At 62.7% G+C, this 20,875-nt stretch carries 23 protein-coding genes; 4 read left to right on the top strand and 19 right to left on the bottom strand.

What is annotated here, in order from left to right:
- Nucleotides 1-283: 283 nt before the first annotated feature.
- Nucleotides 284-1,651 carry a mechanosensitive ion channel family protein gene (locus VCK47_RS14470; protein WP_322890174.1) on the top strand — a complete coding sequence of 456 codons (1,368 nt, stop codon included), beginning with the start codon at nucleotides 284-286 and terminating at the stop codon, nucleotides 1,649-1,651.
- Here the strand turns inward: VCK47_RS14470 and VCK47_RS14465 are convergent.
- Nucleotides 1,648-2,496 (bottom strand): sterol desaturase family protein, encoded by an 849-nt coding sequence (locus VCK47_RS14465; RefSeq protein ID WP_322890175.1) that lies wholly within the window; start codon nucleotides 2,494-2,496, stop codon nucleotides 1,648-1,650. The genes VCK47_RS14470 and VCK47_RS14465 overlap by 4 nt on opposite strands.
- Nucleotides 2,497-2,578: 82 nt before the next feature.
- Between VCK47_RS14465 and VCK47_RS14460 the strand changes: the two genes are divergently transcribed.
- Both VCK47_RS14460 and VCK47_RS14455 read left to right on the top strand, forming a co-directional pair.
- The gene (locus VCK47_RS14460) at nucleotides 2,579-3,241 is read left to right on the top strand and encodes a metalloregulator ArsR/SmtB family transcription factor (protein WP_322890176.1); all 663 of its coding nucleotides are present in this window, start codon (nucleotides 2,579-2,581) and stop codon (nucleotides 3,239-3,241) included.
- Nucleotides 3,242-3,312: 71 nt separating this feature from the next.
- Nucleotides 3,313-3,627, top strand: coding sequence for an HPF/RaiA family ribosome-associated protein (locus tag VCK47_RS14455; protein WP_322890177.1), 315 nt, complete (start codon nucleotides 3,313-3,315; stop codon nucleotides 3,625-3,627).
- 89 nt (nucleotides 3,628-3,716) lie between these two features.
- Here VCK47_RS14455 and ureG read toward each other — a convergent pair whose 3' ends face one another.
- The 13 genes from ureG to VCK47_RS14390 form a co-directional block, all read right to left on the bottom strand.
- Nucleotides 3,717-4,325 (bottom strand): urease accessory protein UreG, encoded by a 609-nt coding sequence (gene ureG, locus VCK47_RS14450; protein ID WP_322890178.1) that lies wholly within the window; start codon nucleotides 4,323-4,325, stop codon nucleotides 3,717-3,719.
- Complete coding sequence (locus VCK47_RS14445; RefSeq protein ID WP_322890179.1) at nucleotides 4,326-4,727, bottom strand: DUF3995 domain-containing protein; 402 nt, start codon at nucleotides 4,725-4,727, stop codon at nucleotides 4,326-4,328.
- The gene (locus VCK47_RS14440; protein WP_322890688.1) at nucleotides 4,724-5,359 is read right to left on the bottom strand and encodes an urease accessory protein UreF; all 636 of its coding nucleotides are present in this window, start codon (nucleotides 5,357-5,359) and stop codon (nucleotides 4,724-4,726) included. Before VCK47_RS14440 ends, VCK47_RS14445 begins: the two co-directional genes overlap by 4 nt.
- Entirely contained in the window at nucleotides 5,352-5,807 is a 456-nt protein-coding gene (locus VCK47_RS14435; protein ID WP_322890180.1) for an urease accessory protein UreE, read from the bottom strand. The genes VCK47_RS14440 and VCK47_RS14435 overlap by 8 nt, the downstream gene beginning before the upstream one ends.
- A complete protein-coding gene (locus VCK47_RS14430; RefSeq protein ID WP_322890181.1) occupies nucleotides 5,804-6,397 on the bottom strand; it encodes a hypothetical protein in 594 nt (197 codons plus the stop codon). Before VCK47_RS14430 ends, VCK47_RS14435 begins: the two co-directional genes overlap by 4 nt.
- A gap of 79 nt (nucleotides 6,398-6,476) precedes the next feature.
- Nucleotides 6,477-6,701, bottom strand: a complete 225-nt coding sequence (locus VCK47_RS14425) for a DUF1127 domain-containing protein (protein WP_322890182.1) — start codon at nucleotides 6,699-6,701, stop codon at nucleotides 6,477-6,479.
- A gap of 114 nt (nucleotides 6,702-6,815) precedes the next feature.
- Nucleotides 6,816-8,576, bottom strand: coding sequence for an urease subunit alpha (ureC, locus tag VCK47_RS14420; RefSeq protein ID WP_322890183.1), 1,761 nt, complete (start codon nucleotides 8,574-8,576; stop codon nucleotides 6,816-6,818).
- Between the two features lies 1 nt (nucleotide 8,577).
- Complete coding sequence (locus VCK47_RS14415; RefSeq protein ID WP_322890184.1) at nucleotides 8,578-8,883, bottom strand: urease subunit beta; 306 nt, start codon at nucleotides 8,881-8,883, stop codon at nucleotides 8,578-8,580.
- A gap of 45 nt (nucleotides 8,884-8,928) precedes the next feature.
- On the bottom strand, nucleotides 8,929-9,231 hold the full coding sequence (locus VCK47_RS14410) for an urease subunit gamma (RefSeq protein WP_322890185.1): 303 nt from the start codon (nucleotides 9,229-9,231) through the stop codon (nucleotides 8,929-8,931).
- A 3-nt stretch (nucleotides 9,232-9,234) separates the two neighbouring features.
- Nucleotides 9,235-10,068 (bottom strand): urease accessory protein UreD, encoded by an 834-nt coding sequence (locus tag VCK47_RS14405; RefSeq protein ID WP_322890186.1) that lies wholly within the window; start codon nucleotides 10,066-10,068, stop codon nucleotides 9,235-9,237.
- Between the two features lie 128 nt (nucleotides 10,069-10,196).
- Nucleotides 10,197-12,485 carry a glycosyl hydrolase family 28-related protein gene (locus tag VCK47_RS14400; protein WP_322890187.1) on the bottom strand — a complete coding sequence of 763 codons (2,289 nt, stop codon included), beginning with the start codon at nucleotides 12,483-12,485 and terminating at the stop codon, nucleotides 10,197-10,199.
- Between the two features lie 102 nt (nucleotides 12,486-12,587).
- Complete coding sequence (locus tag VCK47_RS14395; protein WP_322890188.1) at nucleotides 12,588-12,992, bottom strand: DUF4864 domain-containing protein; 405 nt, start codon at nucleotides 12,990-12,992, stop codon at nucleotides 12,588-12,590.
- A 126-nt stretch (nucleotides 12,993-13,118) separates the two neighbouring features.
- Nucleotides 13,119-14,693, bottom strand: coding sequence for a lysine--tRNA ligase (locus VCK47_RS14390; RefSeq protein WP_322890189.1), 1,575 nt, complete (start codon nucleotides 14,691-14,693; stop codon nucleotides 13,119-13,121).
- 112 nt (nucleotides 14,694-14,805) lie between these two features.
- On the opposite strand from VCK47_RS14390, the gene VCK47_RS14385 reads away from it, so the two are divergent.
- Nucleotides 14,806-15,225, top strand: coding sequence for a tellurite resistance TerB family protein (locus VCK47_RS14385; protein WP_322890190.1), 420 nt, complete (start codon nucleotides 14,806-14,808; stop codon nucleotides 15,223-15,225).
- Nucleotides 15,226-15,277: 52 nt separating this feature from the next.
- On the opposite strand, the gene dacB is transcribed toward VCK47_RS14385, so the two are convergent.
- Genes dacB through mgrA form a run of 5 tightly spaced genes read right to left on the bottom strand, consistent with a single transcriptional unit; the run spans nucleotide 15,278 to nucleotide 20,835 of the window.
- Nucleotides 15,278-16,744, bottom strand: coding sequence for a D-alanyl-D-alanine carboxypeptidase/D-alanyl-D-alanine-endopeptidase (gene dacB / locus VCK47_RS14380; RefSeq protein WP_322890191.1), 1,467 nt, complete (start codon nucleotides 16,742-16,744; stop codon nucleotides 15,278-15,280).
- Complete coding sequence (locus VCK47_RS14375) at nucleotides 16,744-17,355, bottom strand: nicotinate-nucleotide adenylyltransferase (protein WP_322890192.1); 612 nt, start codon at nucleotides 17,353-17,355, stop codon at nucleotides 16,744-16,746. The genes dacB and VCK47_RS14375 overlap by 1 nt, the downstream gene beginning before the upstream one ends.
- 44 nt (nucleotides 17,356-17,399) lie before the next feature.
- Complete coding sequence (locus VCK47_RS14370) at nucleotides 17,400-18,218, bottom strand: hypothetical protein (protein WP_322890193.1); 819 nt, start codon at nucleotides 18,216-18,218, stop codon at nucleotides 17,400-17,402.
- Nucleotides 18,218-19,804 carry a glycoside hydrolase family 43 protein gene (locus VCK47_RS14365; protein ID WP_322890194.1) on the bottom strand — a complete coding sequence of 529 codons (1,587 nt, stop codon included), beginning with the start codon at nucleotides 19,802-19,804 and terminating at the stop codon, nucleotides 18,218-18,220. The genes VCK47_RS14370 and VCK47_RS14365 overlap by 1 nt, the downstream gene beginning before the upstream one ends.
- Nucleotides 19,801-20,835, bottom strand: coding sequence for an L-glyceraldehyde 3-phosphate reductase (gene mgrA, locus VCK47_RS14360; RefSeq protein WP_322890195.1), 1,035 nt, complete (start codon nucleotides 20,833-20,835; stop codon nucleotides 19,801-19,803). The genes VCK47_RS14365 and mgrA overlap by 4 nt, the downstream gene beginning before the upstream one ends.
- Nucleotides 20,836-20,875 lie beyond the last annotated feature (40 nt).

The raw sequence follows: 20,875 nt of genomic DNA, 5'->3' as shown, positions 1-20,875 counted from the left end.
TCAGCCCCGGGCTAGAACCGTGCAAGTCGCGCCGAAAAACCGCCAAGGCAGGCGCGCGCGGTCATCCATGTCGAAAACCTGTTTCATGGCGCTGTGGATACACGCTGCACGCCTTGCCCGCAAGGGATCAGATGGAGGCGGAGTTGCTGGTTCGGCAGCCCGCAAGATAAGGATCTAGGGCAGCGTTCCGGCCCCGCATCGCGGGATCGTCCCGCCGCCACGTGCCTTGCACGCCAAAGACCAAGCGTGCACACTCACATAGCAGCACTCACCAAAGGATGTCATGACCCGCTTCCTCCCATTCCAGCGCGCACAGGTTTCGCCTGACGCGTTGCCATCCGAGGAGATCGACCAGATCATTGCGCTTACCGGTGATCTATTCACGCAAGCGCAAAGCTTTGCAGTGAGCCTGCTGCGCCCGTGGAATCTGTATCAGATCGGGATCATTCTCGCGCTATTCGTGCTGGCGCATCTGTTGCGGGCCATGCTGGGGCCGCGCATCCGCGACTGGATGGGCGCGCGCGAAAACTGGCCGAAATGGCGGATGCGCGTCTTGGTCGTGATCCACCAGAGGCTGCGGGGCATCTTTTTTGTCGTCCTTTTGTTGCTGGTGATCGCGGTCATGCGCGAACTGACTTGGCCAAGCCGCAGCTACCTTTTGACCATCGCGGGGACACTGGCCTTTGCATGGCTGCTGATCGCCTTCGCCACCCGCCTGATCAAAAGCGTGCCGCTACGCCGCACGATCCGCTATGGCGCATGGGTCTACGTGACATTGCATATTCTGGGGGTGGTGGATCAAGCGGCGCGTATCCTCGACAATATCGGCTTCAGCATCGGCGAGATCCGCTTTACCCTGCTACTTTTGATCCAGTCGCTTGTCGTGCTGACGCTGCTTCTGGCGCTGGCAAGGCTGGTGATGCGCACGACGACCCGACGGATCAGCAGCAATGCCGATATCAGCCCCTCGATGCAGGTGCTGCTGATCAAGGCGGTGCAGATCGGGATCTACGGCATCGCCTTTTTCATCGGCGTGCGCGCCTTGGGCATCGACCTGACGGGGCTTGCCGTGCTGTCGGGTGCGATCGGCGTGGGCATCGGGTTCGGCCTGCAAAAGGTGGTGTCGAACCTAGTGTCCGGCGTGATCATCCTGCTCGACAAGTCGATCAAGCCCGGCGATGTGATCAGCCTTGGTGATACCTTCGGCTGGATCAACGCGCTGGGGGCGCGGTATGTGTCCGTCATCACGCGCGACGGGCGCGAATACCTGATCCCGAACGAGGATCTGATCACCGGACAGGTCGTCAACTGGTCCCATTCCAATGAATTCGTGCGCCTCGACATCCATTTCGGCACGTCCTACGGCGACAATCCCCATCTGGTGCGCAAGATCGCCGTCGAGGCTGCTCAAGGCGTGGACCGCGTGCTGGTGTCGCGCCCTGCGGTCTGTCACATCGTGGGCTTCGGTGACAGTTCGGTCGATTACATCCTGCGGTTCTGGATCAGCGATCCGACGGCAGGGCTGACCAACATTCGAGGCAACGTGTTTCTTGCGCTGTGGGATGCGTTTGCCGAAAACGGGATCAGCATCCCGTTCCCCCAACGCGAGGTGCGGGTGCTGGACAAGGATATGCCCATCGCCGCCGATTAATCCCGCCTAGCGGCGTTCTGCGGATCAAGCGCGTGACCGCTTGCTGGCCCGCGCAGCGGTTGCACCAGCATCCGGTCGAGCCAGAGGTCGCGGTGGGTGCGAAACTGCTCGATCCCGATGTCCATCCCGTCATGCCCTTTGGCAGGTTGCGCCACATAGGTGCCCAGCAACCAGTCCCACCAAGGCAGGTTGAAGCCATAGTTGGAATTTGTCTCGCGCGGGTCAACCGAATGGTGGACGCGGTGCATGTCGGGGGTGACGACGAACAGGCGCAGCACGCGGTCAACAGAGCGCGGCAAGGTGATATTGGCGTGGTTGAACAGCGCGGTGGCGTTCAAGACCACCTCGAACAACAGAACCGCAACCGCAGGCGGGCCGAGGGCTGCGACAACGCCCAGCTTGATCCCCATCGAGATCATGATTTCCACGGGGTGGAACCGCAGGCCTGTCGTCGCATCGAAATCGAGGTCGGCATGGTGCATCCGGTGCAGCCGCCAAAGCCCCGGAATGGCGTGGAACATGACGTGTTGCAGGTAGATCGCAAGGTCCAGCAGCAGCATCGCGGCGATGATCGCAAACCAGACCGGCACCTCGATGTTGTTGAACAAACCCCAGCCACGGTCTTGTGCGACCAGCGCCAGACCTACGGCCAGCACTGGAAACGCCAGTCGCAGGATGACCGTATCGACGACGACCAGCGCCAGATTGTTCGTCCAGCGGATCACGCGCGGCACTTCGAGCCGACGCCGGGGTGCGGCCAGTTCCCAGATCATCATGCCGGTCAGGATGCCCAGAAAGACGGACAGGCGGATCACGGGTTCGTTCAGCAGCAATGCGTCGATCATTTTCGGCTCCTCCGGCTTGTGCCAGCCTGACCAACTCTATATTCAATAGATCACTTGAATGTTTAGATGGGAAGAGGCGCGCATGTCAACCAGCCCCAAAGCAGCCTTGCTGGAGGAATATGCGCTTGTGGCGCAGGCACTGGCCGCACCCGCGCGGCTGATGATCCTTGAACATCTGGCGCAGGGCGAAAGCGGCGTGGACCGGCTGGCCGCCAAAACCGGCCTGTCGATGGCGAATTGTTCGCAGCATTTGCAACAGCTGCGCCGCGCAGGGCTGGTCACCAGCCGCAAGGACGGCAAGGCCGTGATCTACCGGATGACCGATAATCGCACGCTGGCGCTGATGGATACTCTGCGGATCGTCGCCGAACGTAATCTAGCGCGGGTCGCGGTCATCCTGCGCGACCTGTCAGACGGGCAGGACATGCCGGACCCGGTCAGCCGCGCCGAACTGGCCGCACGGCTGGCCGAAGGATCGGTCACAGTGCTGGACATGCGCCCTGTCGATGAATTCGCAAGCGCGCATATTCCGGGCGCAGTCCACACACCGATGGACACACTGGACCGGATCGCCGCCAGCCTCGATCCCGCGGCGGAAATCGTCGCCTATTGTCGCGGGCCTTACTGTATCTATGCCCATCAGGCGGTGGCTGCCTTGCGCCGCCTTGGGCTGAACGCGCGCCGCCTTGAAGGTGGCCTGCCCGAATGGCGCGCAGATGGACGGGCGGTCGCAACCTTGGAATGAGCGCGCGGCGTTCATACTTGTGGAATGTCCCTGACACGCAGGGCAAAACCAACAAGATCGAAAGGACCGTCATGCAATTCCAACTGAACACCGACGCGCATATTCAAGGCGACGACCGGCTTGCCGAAGTCGCAGAGACCATCGTGACCGGCGCATTGGGCCATCTAACGGATCGCCTGACACGCATCGAGGTGCATATCGTCGATGTGAACGCGGGCAAAGGCGGCTCCGATGATATCAGATGCACCGTCGAAGGCCGCCCCGAGGGGATGCAGCCGCAGACCGTCACCCATCACGACGCCAATGTCGAAGCCGCCTTGCGCGGCGGGGCCAAAAAGCTGCGCGCGCTGCTGGACAGCGAATTCGGCAAGCTCGGGCGGCGCTGATTTCCCCTGCGGCTCAGGGGAACGCTCCGCGGGGGATATGTAGGTGAAATCGCGCTTGCGCGAATTCGCCGGCTCGAACGATGGAAGGGTCAGAGACCGCCGATACGGCGGATCAGGCCGATGATGTCGTCCACGCCCTGCCCGTTGCGCAAGCTTGCAAAAACCACCGGCCGGTCGCCGCGCATCCGTGCGGCGTCCGCCGCCATCACGTCGAGCGAAGCGCCGACATAAGGCGCCAGATCGGTCTTATTGACAACAAGGATGTCGGACCGCGTGATCGCGGGACCACCTTTGCGCGGGATATCCTCGCCCGCGGCGGTGTCGATCACGTAGATCGTAAGGTCCGCCAGTTCGGGGCTGTAGGTGGCTGACAGGTTGTCGCCGCCGCTTTCGATGAGGATCAGGTCCAGATCGGGGTGGCGCGCGCGCATTTCAGCGACAGCCGCAAGGTTGATCGACGCATCCTCGCGGATCGCGGTATGCGGACAGCCGCCGGTTTCCACCCCCATCACGCGGTCGGCGGGCAGGATCTGCATTCGCATCAGCGCTTCTGCATCTTCCTGTGTGTAGATGTCGTTGGTGATGACACACAGGCTCAGTTCGTCTTTCAGCGCGCGGGCAAGGGCGGCGGTCAGCGTGGTTTTACCGGCACCGACAGGGCCGCCGATCCCGACGCGCAAAGGACCGTGGGGGGACATTCAGACACCTCTCAGCAAGACAAGGACAAGACCAACACCGATGGCCGCGCAAAGCGGGCCGAAATAATGCCGGTCATTGGTGGCGAAGGGTTCTTCCGGCGTCAGGCGCCGCCATGCCGGAACATAGACAAGCGCGCCGCGCAGGATGAACACGGGTGCCGCGCACCACAGCAAGAGCCACGCCAGAGTGGATGGCAGCATCGCCAGCGCCACCGCGACCGCGCCCAGCGCCCCCGCGACCAGAAAGCACAAGAGCGGCGGCGGCATCTGTGTGACGCCCTGCGCGCCCACGACAGCGCGGGCAAGGCGGGCTTCTTCCCGGATCGGGATCCAGAACCGCAGCCCCCATGCGACGTGAACCATCGCCATGGTGACAAGGGCCAGCGTCAGAAACGGAATCATGACCGGAAAATCCGGCTGTATTGGCTGCTGTGCTGCATGGAGGCTGTATCGACCGCAAAGACAGCGCTGCCGATATCGTCGAGGCTGGCGACTGTCGCCTCTGCGCCAATGCGGATGCACAGGGGAGCAAGGCTCGCCAGTATCCGCTGCGCCTCGGTCTGGCCCAAGGGCATCAGGCGCTGTGCGGCCTGCACCAGATTGCTTGCGAAGCTTTGCAGCCAAAGCTGCGTGACGGGCGCGACGGGCAGGTCCATCAGCCGCGCCGCGCGCCCCACCGCCACGGGATAGGCCATGTCGGGCAGATCAAGCCCCCAGACCGCACGGGTCGTCGCGGCAAAGGCGGCCCCTTGCTGCAAAGTCTCCATGCGGCGCTCACGGCTTGGGGCCAGCACGGCAGCCAATTCGGCCACGGGGGCAACGTCATCGGCAGCATGGGCCGCGCAGAGCAGGATGGCATCGGCACGCCCCGCCCCGTGGTCCAGCACGTCGGACAGCCACTGCGCCAGATCGTCCGCGCCGCTCAGATCGCCGCGCCCGATGGTCCGTTCCAGCCCGTGCGACCACGCAAAGGCCCCAACCGGATAGGCAGGCGATAGCCACTGCGCCAAGGTCAGAAGCTGCGCGTCACGCATGGGAATGGCTGTGGTCGTGACCCATCGTGCGGCCATGGCCATAGGCCCCGCCTTCGGGGGTGAAAGGCCCGTCAAAATCCGTCACCACCGCGCCAAGCTGTTCCAGCATCCCGCGCATCACCTTTTCGCGCTGCACGACCAGCGCGTCGGGCAGGATCGCGCACGGCATGTGCCGGTTGCCGATATGCCATGCCAGACGCACCAGATCGCCGGTGACACGCATCAGGGCCTCGGTCGCGGCGACGACAGCAATCTGGCGGCCATCCTCGAACAGGAACACATGGCCCGCGCCCACCGATGTCGTCTGCGGCAAATCGACCAGAAACGGCTCTCCCGCGTCAGTCACAAGCTGTTTGCGGCGCAACAGACGGGCGTCATAGGTCAGGCTGACCGTGCCTGCGACAGGGCCATGCGCGTGGGAGTGCACACCAAGCGCACGCGCCGTCATCCGCCGTCACCGACCGCGGTGATCGAGACAACCGTATAGGTGTCAACGACCCCATCCGCGTCCGTGGAAAAGGTCGTCAGGTAGGCAATACCAATTTCCGGCAGATAATGCAGACCCTCGGTCTGGCTGTATCCTTCACCGGTATAGACGAGTTCGCCGGGGATGACGGCATAGGTGCAATCACCATAAGTCATCGTGATCGGGTCGCCCCAGCTGGCTGTCATCTTGTCGTCATAGGTGTCATCGACGCGGGCACGTGTGCGCCATACCTCACCCGGTGTGGGCAATGGCATTGCCTCCGGGGCGACCTGATAGGCATAGCTCGACCGGGTCCCGAAATCCGGCACGCCGTTGTATTCTTCGACCACATCAAGCGTATAGACACCCCGCGCCAGCGAGACACGGTCGGAATAGTCGTCCCCATAATCGACGATCAGTTCGACGACATGGGGCCGCAGTGTCCGGTAGGTTTCGACGACGCCGTTCTGGTCGACAAGCCTGATGCCAGTCGTAAGGTCAGCCGCCACAGGGCACGCCGCCCAAGCGGGGGCAGCAACGAGAGAAGACAAAAGAATTGCGCGAACGATCATGACCACCTCCAGGATTTTGTGCGGATGCTAGCGACAGCGACGGCGCTTGTCATCAGGCGAGGAGGTGGAACGCGCGCAATCAGATGTCGTGCCGGAACGCCATCGCCACAACCTCGGCGCGGGTCAGGCCACGCGCGGCCAGCTGTTCGTCGGAAATGGCCGAAAGCGCGCGCAGCGTCTTCGCGCGGGAATTGTTTTCGGTCAGATAGACGATCCCTCTGCCCAGCGCGCGCAAGGGCGTCAGCGCCAGTTCGATGATCAGTTCGCGGGTGGAGATCAGGGTATTGTCGGTTTGGAAAGCCATGTTGCACCTCTTGAATGCGTGTCTCTTTCCTCCCTGCACCCAAGTTAGTCCCCGACCCCGCCGTCAACAACGCCACAATCTGCAATCCCCTTATGCGTTTTCTGCAACGCAGCATCAGAAAAGAAAGTACCTCTGCGCCATCGGCAGCACATCGGCGGGCGCACAGGTCAGCAACACACCATCGGCGCGGACCTCGTAGGTTTCAGGGTTCACCTCGACATGCGGCATGGCGGTGTTCAGCTTCAGATCCGCCTTGCCGATGTTGCGGGTATTGACCACCGGCAGCGTCTGCTTGGCCAGCCCCAGACTGCCCCTGATCCCCGCATCCTGCGCCGCTGCGCTGACAAACGTCACGGCGGAATGTTCCACCGACCGCCCGTAAGCGCCGAACATGGGGCGCGTGTAAACCGGCTGCGGCGTGGGGATGGATGCGTTGGGATCACCCATCTGTGCGGCAACAATCGTGCCGCCCATCAGGATCATCTCGGGCTTTACCCCGAAAAAGGCAGGGTTCCACAGCACCAGATCGGCGCGTTTGCCGACCTCGATTGATCCGACATGGGCGGAAATGCCATGCGCAATCGCGGGATTGATCGTGTATTTCGCGATATAGCGGCGCACGCGCATATTGTCGTTGTTGCCGGTCTCTTCTGCAAGCTGCCCGCGCTGGACCTTCATCTTGTGGGCGGTCTGCCATGTGCGGATGATGACCTCGCCCACACGCCCCATCGCCTGACTGTCCGATGCAATGATCGAAAACGCGCCCATGTCGTGCAGGATATCCTCGGCGGCAATCGTCTCGCGCCGGATGCGGCTTTCGGCAAAGGCCACATCCTCGGGGATGGATTTGTCCAGATGGTGGCAGACCATCAGCATGTCCAGATGTTCGTCAATCGTGTTGACGGTGAAAGGCCGCGTCGGGTTGGTGGATGACGGCAGCACATTAGGCTGGCCGCAGATTTTGATAATGTCCGGCGCATGGCCGCCCCCCGCCCCTTCGGTGTGGAAGGCGTGGATCGTGCGGCCTTTCAGGGCAGCAACGGTATTCTCGACAAATCCCGCCTCGTTCAGCGTGTCGGTATGGATCATCACCTGCACGTCCCAGGCATCGGCGACCGACAGGCAGCAATCGATGGCGGCGGGCGTGGTGCCCCAATCCTCGTGCAGTTTCAGACAGGACGCACCCGCCAACACCTGTTCCTCCAGCGCGGCAGGCAGGCTGGCATTCCCCTTGCCCGCAAAGGCAAGGTTCATCGGAAATGCATCTGCCGCCTGCAACATCCGGCCGATATGCCACGGGCCGGGCGTGCAGGTGGTGGCCAGCGTCCCATGCGCAGGGCCGGTGCCGCCGCCGATCATCGTGGTCAGGCCGGAAAAAAGCGCATCCTCGATCTGCTGGGGGCAGATGAAATGGATATGGCTGTCGATCCCGCCTGCGGTCAGGATGCGGCCTTCACCGGCAATCGCCTCGGTCCCCGGTCCGATGATGATATTCACGCCCGGTTGGGTGTCAGGGTTGCCCGCCTTGCCGATGGCGACGATCCGCCCGTCTTTGAGGCCCACATCCGCCTTGATGATGCCGGTCCAGTCCACGATCAGCGCATTGGTGATGACCGTATCCACCGCCCCCGCCGCGCGTGTGATCTGCGACTGCCCCATCCCGTCGCGGATCACCTTGCCGCCGCCGAATTTCACCTCTTCACCGTAGGCCAGCGCATTGGGGCCGGTGCCGCCCGTGGTGGCGCGCCCGACAAGTTCGGCAGTCAGATCGCGTTCGACCTCGATGAACAATTCGGTATCGGCAAGGCGCACCTTGTCGCCCACCGTGGGGCCGAACATGGCCGCATAATCGCGGCGGTTGATCGTTGCGGGCATCCTACAAATCCCCCATCACGGCTTGATTGAAGCCATAGACCTTGCGCGCGCCCGACAGCGGGATCAGGTTGACATCGCGCCGTTGCCCCGGCTCAAACCGCACGGCGGTGCCAGCAGCGATATCCAGCCGCATGCCGCGCGCGGCAACGCGGTCGAAATCCAGCGCCGGATTGGTTTCGGCAAAATGGAAATGCGACCCCACCTGCACCGGCCGGTCGCCGGTATTGGCGACCTGCAACACCAGCACCTTTGCCCCGGCGTTCAGCGTCAGATCACCCGCCGCCACAATCACTTCACCCGGTTTCATGGCATGACCCCCAACTTCTTTTTTCCAAAAATACTCATCTTCTTTTCAACGGATCGGATCATGGACCGTCACCAGCTTGGTGCCATCGGGAAAGGTCGCCTCGACCTGCACCTCGTGGATCATCTCGGCGATGCCCTCCATCACCTGATCGCGCGTGATGACATGCGCGCCGGCCTGCATCATGTCGGCGACCGACCGCCCGTCGCGCGCGCCTTCGACGACGGCATCGGTGATCAGCGCAATCGCCTCAGGATAGTTCAGCTTCACACCACGGGCGAGCCGCTTGCGCGCGACTTCGGCGGCCATCGCGATCAGCAATTTGTCTTTTTCACGCGGGGTCAGTTGCATGGGTCACAATCTCCAGACACGGGGGATGGGCGCGGCCGACAGCGCCTCGATCAAGGGAATAAGGTCGCGGCGCAGGGTGAACCCGTCACTGGCCAGCACGCGGATCAGCAACAGGTCATCGGCCAAAAGGCTGGCACCGGCAGTGTCGGGCAGGTCAAGCGTGCCAGCCAGCGCCGCCGCCTGCGGTGCCGCCAGCAGCATGGTCGCGATCGCCCCTGCCCCGCCCGCGATAGCCGCGCGCGCCAGCAGCGCATCGGCATCGCCGATCAGGCGGATCGCATCGGCAAAGACCGGCACACCGTCGCGCCTTATGCGCCATTGTTCCCGCAGATGCAGGGTATGGACGACCTCACCCATGGCAACACGGCCAAAGATGACAGGTTCAACGATCAGGCATTGCGCGGACCCCGCCAGATCGACGGTCATCCGCCGCTCGAGCGCTGCGGCATCGAACAGGATGGTTTCCTGCGGCAGCCAGTCGATGCGCGCATCCTCCGCCACCTGCAGGGTCACAGCGACGCGCGCCACATGACCGTCAAGGGCTGCATAGCCACGTTCCGCCGCCTGCGATGACAGCACCACATGCGCGCCCGGACCTGCCACCACGTCCAGCGCCATCCGGTCGCCGCCCGTCAGCCCGCCCGATGTGTTGAGAAATACCGCATCGAGCGTGCGGCCATAGCTGCGCGGGAACAGCGCCTTGAGCGCGCCTTGCTGGCGCAGATCGGCGATTACGCTTTGCGTGCCACGGCGCTTGGCCACAAGACGCAGCGCGCCTTGCGCACGAGGCTGCAAAGGCACGGCCCGGTCCATGTCGATCTGTGCGGTATAGGTCATGTGCCGCCTTTCCTTGGCCTCTTTTGCCAAGGATCGGCAGCACAGTGCCAGCGGCGGCGCAAAATCACCGCTCGAAAAAACGTGATTTCGCAGTCACCTGCTTAAAATTCAGGCAGTAGCGCCCGAAATCACCCCGCCCGGTCCATCCGCACCTGATAACGGACGGACCCGCGCACAGGCGTGCTCCAGTTCAGGTGGACCGACCGCTGGTTCGTGCCACGTTCGCCTTCGGCCCACGGCAGTTCGCGGATCACCACATTGGATGCCGTTGTGATCGCGCCGCTGGGCATCACGAAATCGACATGCCGCGCGCGCCCGCCAAAAGGCAGGGATTCGCCCGTGTTCATCACCCAAGTGGCGGCAGCACTCGTCTGGGTATGGGCCAGCACAGCAGGGTTCGCGACCGGAAAATCGACGTTGTGGAACGTGTTGGCGCTGAATTCGAAACTGCGGGTGCGGCTGAAATCGAGATCGGCAAAGGTCGTGTCCACCATCTCGACCCTGTCGATGCGCCCGTTGATTGACCGGAACACATTGCCGACAACCGCGAACCCGTTGATGAAATGGCCAGGGCCATAGGGTTTGATCACAATGAAATTGAACCAGGGTGCGACGTCATTGGTGGTAAACATGTTGCCGGTGATCGTCAGCCCGCCAAAGGAAAACTGTGCGCCCAACGCGGGGCTGCTGGAATGTTCGTTGGTCCATTCGATGAAATTGTTGTCGCAGTAATTGCCGGTGAAAATACTCTTGGGGTTGGGCAAGGTCAGCACGATCCCGCCCTTGCGCACGCTGCCCGGCTCGTCATCGCCGTGGAACCAGTGGTTCGCCGTGATCAGGTTGCCCGACCCTGCCAGCACGCAGAAATGCAAAAACCGGCTGGTGCGGTTGTCGCGGATCTTGACGTCATTGGCATTGGCGTTGAACCCGATGCTGACGCGCGCCGCGACCGGCAATGATTGTTCGTCCGAGATGAACTGGCAGCGGTCGATCATCATCCCCTGACAGCCGTAACCCGGCGAGGTTACGCCACGGTCGCGGGGCCGGTTGATGAAACAATCGCGGATGTGAAAGGTCAGGCCGTCGGCGGCCATCATGATTCCGCTGGCGACACCGCGCCCCTGAAACTCGATATCGGACAGGATGAACTGGCTTAGTTTTTCATAGCCCGAGAAATCCAGCAGGTACCGAAAACGGGTAAAGGTGAAAACCTGCGTGCCTTCCGCATCATAAAGCGGATTGCTCAGCGTCAGCCGCGCCTGCGGGATGTCCACGGCCATGACATAGACCTCGCGCCCAACACCCGCCCCCGTGACAAGCGCGCCCACTGCAATGTTAGCGATCCCCGTCACATTGGTCAGTTGCCGGTCGTTGGCCGCCGCATAGGTCGCCTGCGAGGTGACCACGGACGTATCCCATGCCGCGCCGTCGGCGGGCTGGAACTGCCCGTTGCGGATGACGCGGCGGGTCTCGAACCGCAACCGCATCGGGTCGCAGGCCTGCATGTCGACGGGTGCAGTCAGCAGAATACGCCGCCCGCACAGGTCCAGCGATTCATGGTCGGCGAAATTGATCAGCGCCTGATAGGCCTTTTTGAAGGCCGTCTCCTCGTCCTTGAACGCATCAAGATAGCTGTCGTAGTTGTACCCTTTCTGCAAAATGAACCGGTGCTCGGCGGCTTGAACGATCCGGCCTTCGAAACGGGTATTGTTCTGTAGCGTGACATTGCCTGCCAGCAGATAGTCGCCGGCCGGGACAATGATCGTCCGCCCGTTGGCCGCCATATCAGCGGCGATAAAGGCAGCGGTGTCATCCGTCGTCCCGTCCCCCTTCGCACCAAAATCGCGCACATCGACAAGGCTGACCAGATCGCGGGTAAAGAAGCTGCTGACATCCTCGATCGTGATGTCATCAATGCGCACGAGCCCGCCTGCCGGTCCGGTCAGGTCCAGTCCCAGATGGCCGTACGCCGCACCGGTCCAGACCAGATCAACGCCGGTGCGCGCAGCGGTGGCGATGATCGCGCTGATGGTGACGACCGCGCCATAGGCGGTCAGCTGCGTCGCAGGGCCGGTTGTGGGCACACCCGTCAGCAACGTGCCATTGGCGCGCCCCGGCCAGCCTGCGATGCGCACCGCAGGCAAAGGCCCTGCCACCGCCTTCACACGCGCGGTCACGCGCAGATAGCATCCGGGCAGCACAGGCGTTTCGCCCATATAGCGGACCTGCGCGATGGGCCCGGCTTTCAACACTTCCAGACAGCCCGCGAAATCCTGATCGGCCGCGACAAACACGCCCGACCCGCTGACAGCATAGGTGTCGGACCCCGGCGTGCCGTCGCCGCTGGACCAAACCCCAAGGCCCGCCGCAAAAGGCAACGGATTGAACACGATGGCGTCGGTGATGGCTTTGTTCATGGATGATCCCCAAAGGCTGTGCTGCGCAACGGCCAAGGGAATACCCCAAAGGGCTAAAGACCGGCTGACCCCACCGTGACGGTCAGCCGCGCAACGGGCGCGTCAGGCGCCCACGTCAGGTGCCGGCAACAGCGTTACACCGTTGATCTGCCACCCCTCCGCTGTCTCGATCATCTGGTAGTCCAGAATATGCAGCCCGCCCTGCGCATCGCGGATCATGACCTTCTGCCAGAGAAACCCCGACACATCGCGCAATTCCAGAAACCGCACATCCGCATTGTCCCAGACCATCGGATAGCCTTGCTGGACCATCGCGCCGAAGTTGCCTTCGTTGCCGAACAGGCGCTTGATATTCGGGCTGGCATAGGACCATGCCGTCGCCACATCGCGGTCGTTGAAGGCCTGCAACTGATCGCCGATCACCCCTTCGATCGCCGCATTGTCCTGTGCGGCAAGGGCGGTGGCCGAAAACCAGAGCCCCAGAATGAATACAAAAATGCCCTTCATCGTCCTCTCCCTGCGTTTGCTCTGTCTCAGATACGCAGTCACAGGCCGATCAGTTTCATTTTCGCACGACATCTCCCATCGTTCGAGCCCAAATATCCCCGCCGGAGGCTCCGCGCCAGCGGACCCTCAGACCTCGCGGGAAAGCTGGGCCTCGATCAGGGCGATGGTTTCAGCCACACCGTAAAGCGCGATGAACCCGCCAAAACGCGGGCCTTGCGAGGCACCGAGCAGCACTTCGTAAAGCGCTGTGAACCAGTTGCGCAGGGGGTCGAACCCGTGGTCATTGCCCACCGCGAAGACCATCGTCTGGAGCGCCTCGGCATCCAGCCCGCCATCCCAGCCGCGCAGTCGCGTGGCAAGATCGTCCAGCGCCGCGCGTTCCTGATCGGTGGGTGCGCGATAGGTTTTGTCGGGCTTCACGAAGTCGTTGTAATAGCGCACGGCAAAACCGGCCGCCTGATCCATCTGGGGGTTCTTTTCCGCAGACGCCTCCGGCGCATAACGGCGGATAAAGCCCCAAAGCGTATCCTTGTCCTCGGCCCCCGACACGGATGCAAGGTTCAAGAGCATCGCAAACGGCACCACCATGTCGGACGCGGGCACGTTATGCCCGTGGATATGGAACACGGGGTTGTTGGCGCGGCCTGCATCGTCCTGATCGGCATAGGCGCGCAGTTGCTGGTGATATTCGTCCACGGCCTTGGGGATCACGTCGAAATGCATCCGTTTGGCCGTTTTGGGCTTTTGATACATGAAATAGCTCAGCGATTCTGTCGCCGCATAGGTCAGCCATTCGTCGATCGAAATCCCGTTGCCGGATGATTTGGAAATCTTCTGGCCGTTCTCGTCCAAGAACAGCTCATAGGAAAAATGGTTCGGCTTGCGCCCGCCCAAGATCTCGCAGATGCGGTCATAGATCGCGGTGTTGGTGGCATGTTCCTTGCCATACATCTCGAAATCGACGTCGAGTGCCGCCCAGCGCGCACCGAAATCGGGTTTCCATTGCAGTTTCACATTGCCGCCCGTGACCGGCAGGGTCCATTCGCGGCCATCCTCGTCGTCGAAGGTCACCTCGCCGCGCACCGCATCGACGTTCTTCATCGGCACATATAGCACGCGACCGGTTTCGGGGTGGATCGGCAGGAAGATCGAGTAAGTCTCCTGCCGTTCCTCGCGCAGGGATTTCAGCATGACCTCCATCAGCGCGTCATAGCGTTCAGCGGCACGCAGCAGGATTTCATCGAACTGGCCCGTGCGATAGAATTCGCGCGCCGAATAGAACTCATACTCGAACCCGAAAGTATCAAGAAAACGGCGCAGCATCGCGTTGTTGTAATGGCCAAAGCTTTCATATTCGCCAAACGGGTCCGGCACCGATGTCAGCGGCTTGTGCATGTGTTGCTTCAGCATGTCCTGCTGCGGCACGTTGCCCGGCACTTTGCGCATCCCGTCCAGATCGTCCGAAAAGCAGATCAGCTTGGTCGGGATATCGGAAATCACCGAAAACGCGCGGCGGATCATGGTGGTGCGCAGCACTTCACCAAAGGTGCCGATATGCGGCAGACCGGACGGGCCATAGCCGGTCTCGAACAGGACATATCCCTTTTCGGGCGGGCCGGATTCGTAGCGTTTGAGCAAGGCGCGCGCTTCTTCAAAAGGCCAGGCCTTGGATGTCATCGCAGCGTCACGCAGGTTGGTCATAATCTTGCTCGCAGTCAGAGGCGGCGCCCCAAATGGCGCCTGCACACACACTCCCTATTGCGAGACGGTCAGGGCGTCAATAAATGGGACATATAGCGCAAGAGGATAGACCATGTCAGACGCCGGCCCATTGACTGCTCAGGACGCGCTGGTCGTCCTGATGATCAGCGTTTCAGCCGCGGATGGCAATATCCGCACCTCCGAACTGGTCAAGATCAGCAATGCGATCAACAACCTGCCGGTCTTTGCGGGTTATGACGTGGAACGCGTGCCGCAGATGTCGCAGCTTGTCTTCGATCTGCTGGAACCAGAAGACGGGCTGGAGGCGCTGTTCGGCCTGATCCGCGACGCCCTGCCCGCCCGCCTGTTCGAAACCGCCTATGCGCTGTCCTGTGATGTGGCGGCGGCGGACGGGCTCATCGCGGGACAAGAGGCGCGGATGCTCGAGGAAATCCGCGAGGAGCTGGATCTTGACCGGCTTTACGCGGCGGCAATCGAGCGCGGCGCGCGCGCGCGGCATATGACCCTGTAGAAAAGATTCGGGCGCCCGGCGGGGATATTTAGGCTCGGACGATGTCAAAATCCTAATAGGCGCGCAGGGCCCATTGCTGCAGGATATCCTGCTGCAGCCGCCGCGCCCTTGTGGCCCAGCTGCGCGCACCGGGCGGGACTTCGTCTGACAGATTGCGGGTCCGCGCACGGGTGTCCAGATCGGCGGCGAAAATCGCAAAGCTCAGGTCGCGCCCGCCCGCACTGCGCAGATAGCCTGCCAGTGCGGTGACGAAGTTGAGCGTGCCGGTCTTGGCCTGCACTGCCGCTTGACCGGCGCGGATCGGGTTCTGGTTGCCATCGACCAGCGCGATAGTGCGCAGCAGCGGTCGCAGGCGGGGCATGACATCGCGCGCCTGCAAAAACGCCACCATATCGGCGGCACTGATCCGCGATCCATCCCCCAGCCCCGAATGATCGACAAAGACGGGTGCCGTGCCTTGTGCGCGCTGTGCCGTCCAGACGGACATGCCTTGCGCCGATGTTGCCAGATCGCGGGGCAGGCTGCCGACCCTGCTGCTGGCGGTCAGGCCCAATGCCTCGGCCGTGATATTGGTGGAATAGCGCAGCATGTCCGTCAACAGCGCCGGCATCGGTTTGCTGTCCAGCCGCGCCAGTTCCACGGTCGCAGGCAGGCTGGCGATGATCCGCGGCGCTCCCAGCACGATCCCGCGGCTGCGCGCGAAATTTGCGAATACTTCAGCGGCATAAAGCGCCGGTGAGCGCACCGGCAGCCAGCGTGACCCGTTGTCGTTCAACGCAGAGCGGGCAACGGTCCATGCATCGACATCGCCTTCGCGCGCGTGGGTAAAGACCGGCACATCGCGGTCCACAATCTGCATCCGTGCCACGGTGACGGGCGGGCGGTGGTTGTCGCTGCGGGCATCCAGTGCCGTCAAGACATTACCGCCCTCGCGCCGCCATTCGAAATGGACGCGGTTGTAGTTCAGGTTCAGCCCGCCGATCGTGGGATTGTACCCTGCCGTGGGCAGTTGGGTCGGGTCGATCTGGTCCACTTTGGGCAGTGCGGCGTCCCAGATCAGAAAGTCACCCCTGACTTCGCGCAGGCCCGCTGCATGCAGCGTCTGCACGAGGTCCGCCAGATTGTCGGTGACAAGATCGGGGTCACCCCCACCGGCAAGGATCAGATTGCCCTCGAGTATCCCGCCGTTCAGCGCGCCCTGTGCCAGAACGCGCGTCGTGAACAGATGTCCGGCCCCCAGCGTTTCCAACGCATAGACCGCAGTGACGGCTTTGGTCACGCTGGCGGGCGGCAGGCTGGTGCGGGCGTTGTAGCTTTCCAGCACACGGCCCGTTGCCGGATCGCCCAGCACCACACCGACCTGACCCGCCAGCCCTGCGCGGGCAATGATCCCCTCCAGCGCATCGCGCGGCGCGGTGCGCGCGACAGGGCGGTAGGACCGCAGCGGTGCTTCGGCACCGGCGCTGGTGCCAAGCGTCGCAATGGCCCCTGCAAGCATCTGACGCCTGTTCAAGCGCATCACCATTCCCCCCGCGCGCGGATCGCCGATGATGACTGGTGCGACATCGGCAGGTTGATGAAAGACCAAGCGGGGGCCGTCGCTTGCCCCAAAATATGGCTGGCCCTGCCGGGCAATTGTGCTGCCGCATAGATGCGGGCCGCTTTGGACAGGCGTGCCGAAATCCGGTCGTCGGGCCGTGCGATCACGCCTACCGGCACGTTGTCCATGATCCAGCGCCAGTCCTGCCAACGGTGGAACTGCGCCAGATTGTCCGCCCCCATCAGCCAGACAAACCGCACGCCGGGATAGCGGCGGCGCAAGGCCACCAGCGTTTGCGCGGTATAGCGCGTGCCAAGCCGTGCCTCGATATCCGTCACCGTCACGCGGGGATGGCGCATCAATGCGCGGGCGGCCTGCATCCGGTCGGCCAGCGGCGCGGGTCCGTTGCGTTTGAGCGGATTGCCGGGGCTGACCAGCCACCAGACCTGATCCAGCCCGAACCGCGTCAGCGCGGATTTGGTGATATGGACGTGCCCGTGGTGCGGCGGATCGAACGAGCCGCCGAGCAGCCCGATCACCTGTCCTGTTTTTGCCACCGGAAAGCCGTGCAAGGTCCTGCCCCATACCATCTTGCCGCAACAAGCAGGCTGGACGGCCAAATGTAAACCCCCCGTCAGGTCAGAAAGCGCATGAAGGCAAAGCGGCGGCTGTCGGGTGCCCAGCAGGGCACGTTGATCGTGCCTTGCCCACCGTGCAGATGCACCAGATCGTGCGGGGTGCCGCCCGTGGCAGGCATCAGGCGCAGGGTGACGTCCAGATTGGCCGGATGGCCTTTGGTCCCTGCGGGATAGGCGAGATAGAGGATGTGCAGGCCGTCAGGGCTGGGGTGCGGGAACCAGTTGACCGCCGCGTCATCGGTCATCTGTTCCAGATCGCTGCCGTCAGGGCGGATGCGCCACAAATCGACCGCACCGTCCCTTTCGCCATTGAACCAGATCCATGCGCCGTCGGGTGTGTAGTCCGGCCCGTCGCAATGATCGAAAGCGTCCGTCACGCAGGTCTCGTCCCCGCCTGTGACAGGGCAGGTATAGACCCCGAACGGCCCGCCGCGTTTGCCGACATAGGCAAGTGTCGCGCCATCCGGTGACCAGCCGTGCCAGTAGGAGGGTACGTTTTGCGTCACCCGTTCGGGCACACCGCCGCTGACGGGCAGCCTGTAGAGGCAGCTTTGGCCATTTTCGGTCTTGTCACTGATGACCAGCGTCCGGCCATCGGGGCTGATGCCGTGGTCGTTGTTGCAGGCGGCGGCAAAGCCGGTGTCGATCTGCTCCAGCTTGGGCGCATCCAGCGGCACGCGATAGAGCAACCCACCGCCATTCACGATCAGATAGCCGTCGGGGTGCCAGTTCGGGGCCTCGATGTGGCCGTCGTGGTCGAGCAGGACGGTGACCTGATCCTGCGCCAGATCATAGATGCACAATTCGCTGCGCATCACGCTGTCCCGTCGGGGATATAGTCGAAGCGGGCAAAGCGCGCCTCTGCCCCCTGCCCTGTCAGATCGAAGGCGACCATGCCGACGAAAGCACCCGTGAAGGACGCATGTTCGCCCCGTCCGCCTTCGTCCGAGATATGCGAGGCGTCGATTTGCGGACCCAGCTTTTGCCAGTCCCCACCTTGCCGGAACCAGAATTGCTGGGCCGCGCCATCGACCGTCACACGCAGATCGACAGGGCCATCCGCCAGCGCGACAGGGTCGGCAGGATAGGACAGCCCCTCGCCCGGCCAGTCGCCAAGGCAGGACATGATCTGCAAGGCGCGGCCCTGATCGGGCAGATGGGTCACAAGGGTGGCGTGGAATTTGGTGCGGTTGTAATAGGTCGTCAGTCCTGCGGCCTGCTGGTAGGTCACGGGCGCGAAATCGCAGCTGGTTTCGGCAACGTAGGCGGCATGTTCCTGCCGCCGCGCGACGAGCGATTGTTCGAACCAGTTGCCGATGCTTTGCCGTCCGATCAGGACCAGCGCATCGGCGTCCATGCGGAAGATGCGGTCAGGATGCGGTGTGCGCAGCCATTGGAATTCAAGCGGCAGGGTGCCACTGAACCGACGCCGCGTGGCGGCAACAGGCACAGGGTCCACTGCGACAGGCGACGGCACGTCCTCTCGCGGGACCATCCCGCCTGCGGCGAGGTAAAGCCAGTCATCGCGCCAGACGACTTCCTCGATCCCTGTCTCGCGGCCCATCGGGCAGAAACGCCCCTCTTGCGGGCGGCCCATCAGGAAGGTGTGGTAGTGTTTGCCCCAATGGGTTTCGACATATTGGCCGTGGCCCGTGCGCTGGATGGGACCATCGGTGCCTGCGGCACAGATCACATGCAGATCGGGGTGGTTTTCATAGGGCCCCCAGATATCGCGCGACCGCGCCAAAGTGACAGCATGGTCATAGCCTGTGCCGCCCTCGGCGGTGGTCAGATAGTAATAGCCGTTGCGCTTGAAGATATGCGGGGCCTCGGTCAAACCCCGCGATGTGCCCGCGTAGATATTGCGCACGGGGCCGTAAAGCCCGCGATCCGGCGACCACGCCTGCAACAGGATGCCGTCGAAAGCGTCATGCGCGGGGTTGCAGCCGGTGCCGGGGCCACGGTGGCTCCATTGCATGTTCATGAAATACTTGGTGCCGTCGTCATCGTGAAACAGTGACGGATCGAAGCCCGATGAATTGACATACCACGGGTCGGACCAGTCGCCGTCGATGGTGGCGCAGGTCGTGACATAGTTCGGCGCATCCTTGAACGCACCGTCGAGCCGTTTGACATCCGTGTAGACCAGCCAGAATTTGCCGTCGGCATGGCTCAGACAGGGGGCCCAGATGCCGCAGCTGTCAGGATTGCCGCGCATATCCAGCAGGCCCGCCCGCGCCAAGGGGCGCGCCACCAGCGTCCAGTTCACCAGATCGCGCGAATGGTGGATCTGTACGCCCGGATACCATTCGAAGGTGGAGGTCGCGATGTAGTAATCACTCCCCACCCGACAGAACGACGGGTCGGGGTTGAAGCCCGGCAGAATGGGGTTGCGGATCATGCGTCAAGCTCCGCCGATTGCGCCCAAAGGTTAATCTGTTCTTCATCGGCATAACGGTCGATCAGCGCCAGTTCGTCGGCGGTGAAATCAAGGTTGGCGATGGCACCCGCGCAATCGGTCACCTGCGACGGTTTCGACGCGCCGATCAGCGCGGTCGTGATGCCGCCATCGCGCAGGACCCATGCAATCGCCATCTGCGCCAGCGTCTGGCCCCGGCCTTGCGCAATCTCGTTCAGCTTGCGGATGTTCTCGATCGCCTTGTCGGTCAGCATCGACGGAAACAGTGATTTGTCCTGTGCCGCGCGGCTGCCCTCGGGGATGCCGCCCAGGTATTTGTTGGTCAGCATCCCTTGGGCCAGCGGTGTGAATGCGATGGACCCGATGCCAAGGTCTGTCAGCGTGTCCTTCAACCCGTCCTTTTCGACCCAGCGGTTGAGCATGTTATAAGACGGCTGGTGGATCAGGCAGGGCGTGCCGAGCTCTTTCAGAATCGCCACAGCCTCGCGTGTGCGCTCGGAATTATAGGACGAGATGCCCGCATAAAGCGCGCGGCCCGACCGGACGATATAATCCAGCGCGCCCATCGTTTCTTCCAGCGGGGTGTCGGGGTCGAAGCGGTGCGAATAGAAGATATCGACGTAATCCAGCCCCATCCGTTTCAGCGACTGATCGCAAGAGGCCACCAGATATTTCCGGCTGCCCCATTCCCCGTAGGGTCCGGGCCACATGCCGTAGCCCGCCTTGGAGCTGATAATCAATTCATCGCGGTAGCCGCGGAAATCCGTGGCGAGGATATCGCCAAACGCCTCTTCCGCCGAACCGGGGGGCGGGCCATAGTTGTTTGCCAGATCGAAATGGGTGATGCCGTGGTCAAAGGCCGTGCGGCAGATGTCCCGCTTGGTCTGGTGCGGGGTGTCATGGCCGAAATTGTGCCAAAGGCCCAAGGAGATCGCAGGCAGTTTCACCCCCGATGCCCCGCACCGGCGATAGATCATCTTCTCATAGCGGTCTTCGGCGGGGGTATAGGTCATCGGCTTTCCTCCTAAATCGATTTCGTGAAAGCATCACGGG

The sequence above is a fragment of the Yoonia sp. 72 genome, from assembly GCF_034652275.1.
In the GTDB taxonomy this organism is placed as follows: domain Bacteria; phylum Pseudomonadota; class Alphaproteobacteria; order Rhodobacterales; family Rhodobacteraceae; genus Yoonia.
The sequence above is the reverse complement of the archived record's forward strand: the minus strand, read 5'-3'. Positions and strand labels throughout refer to the sequence as shown.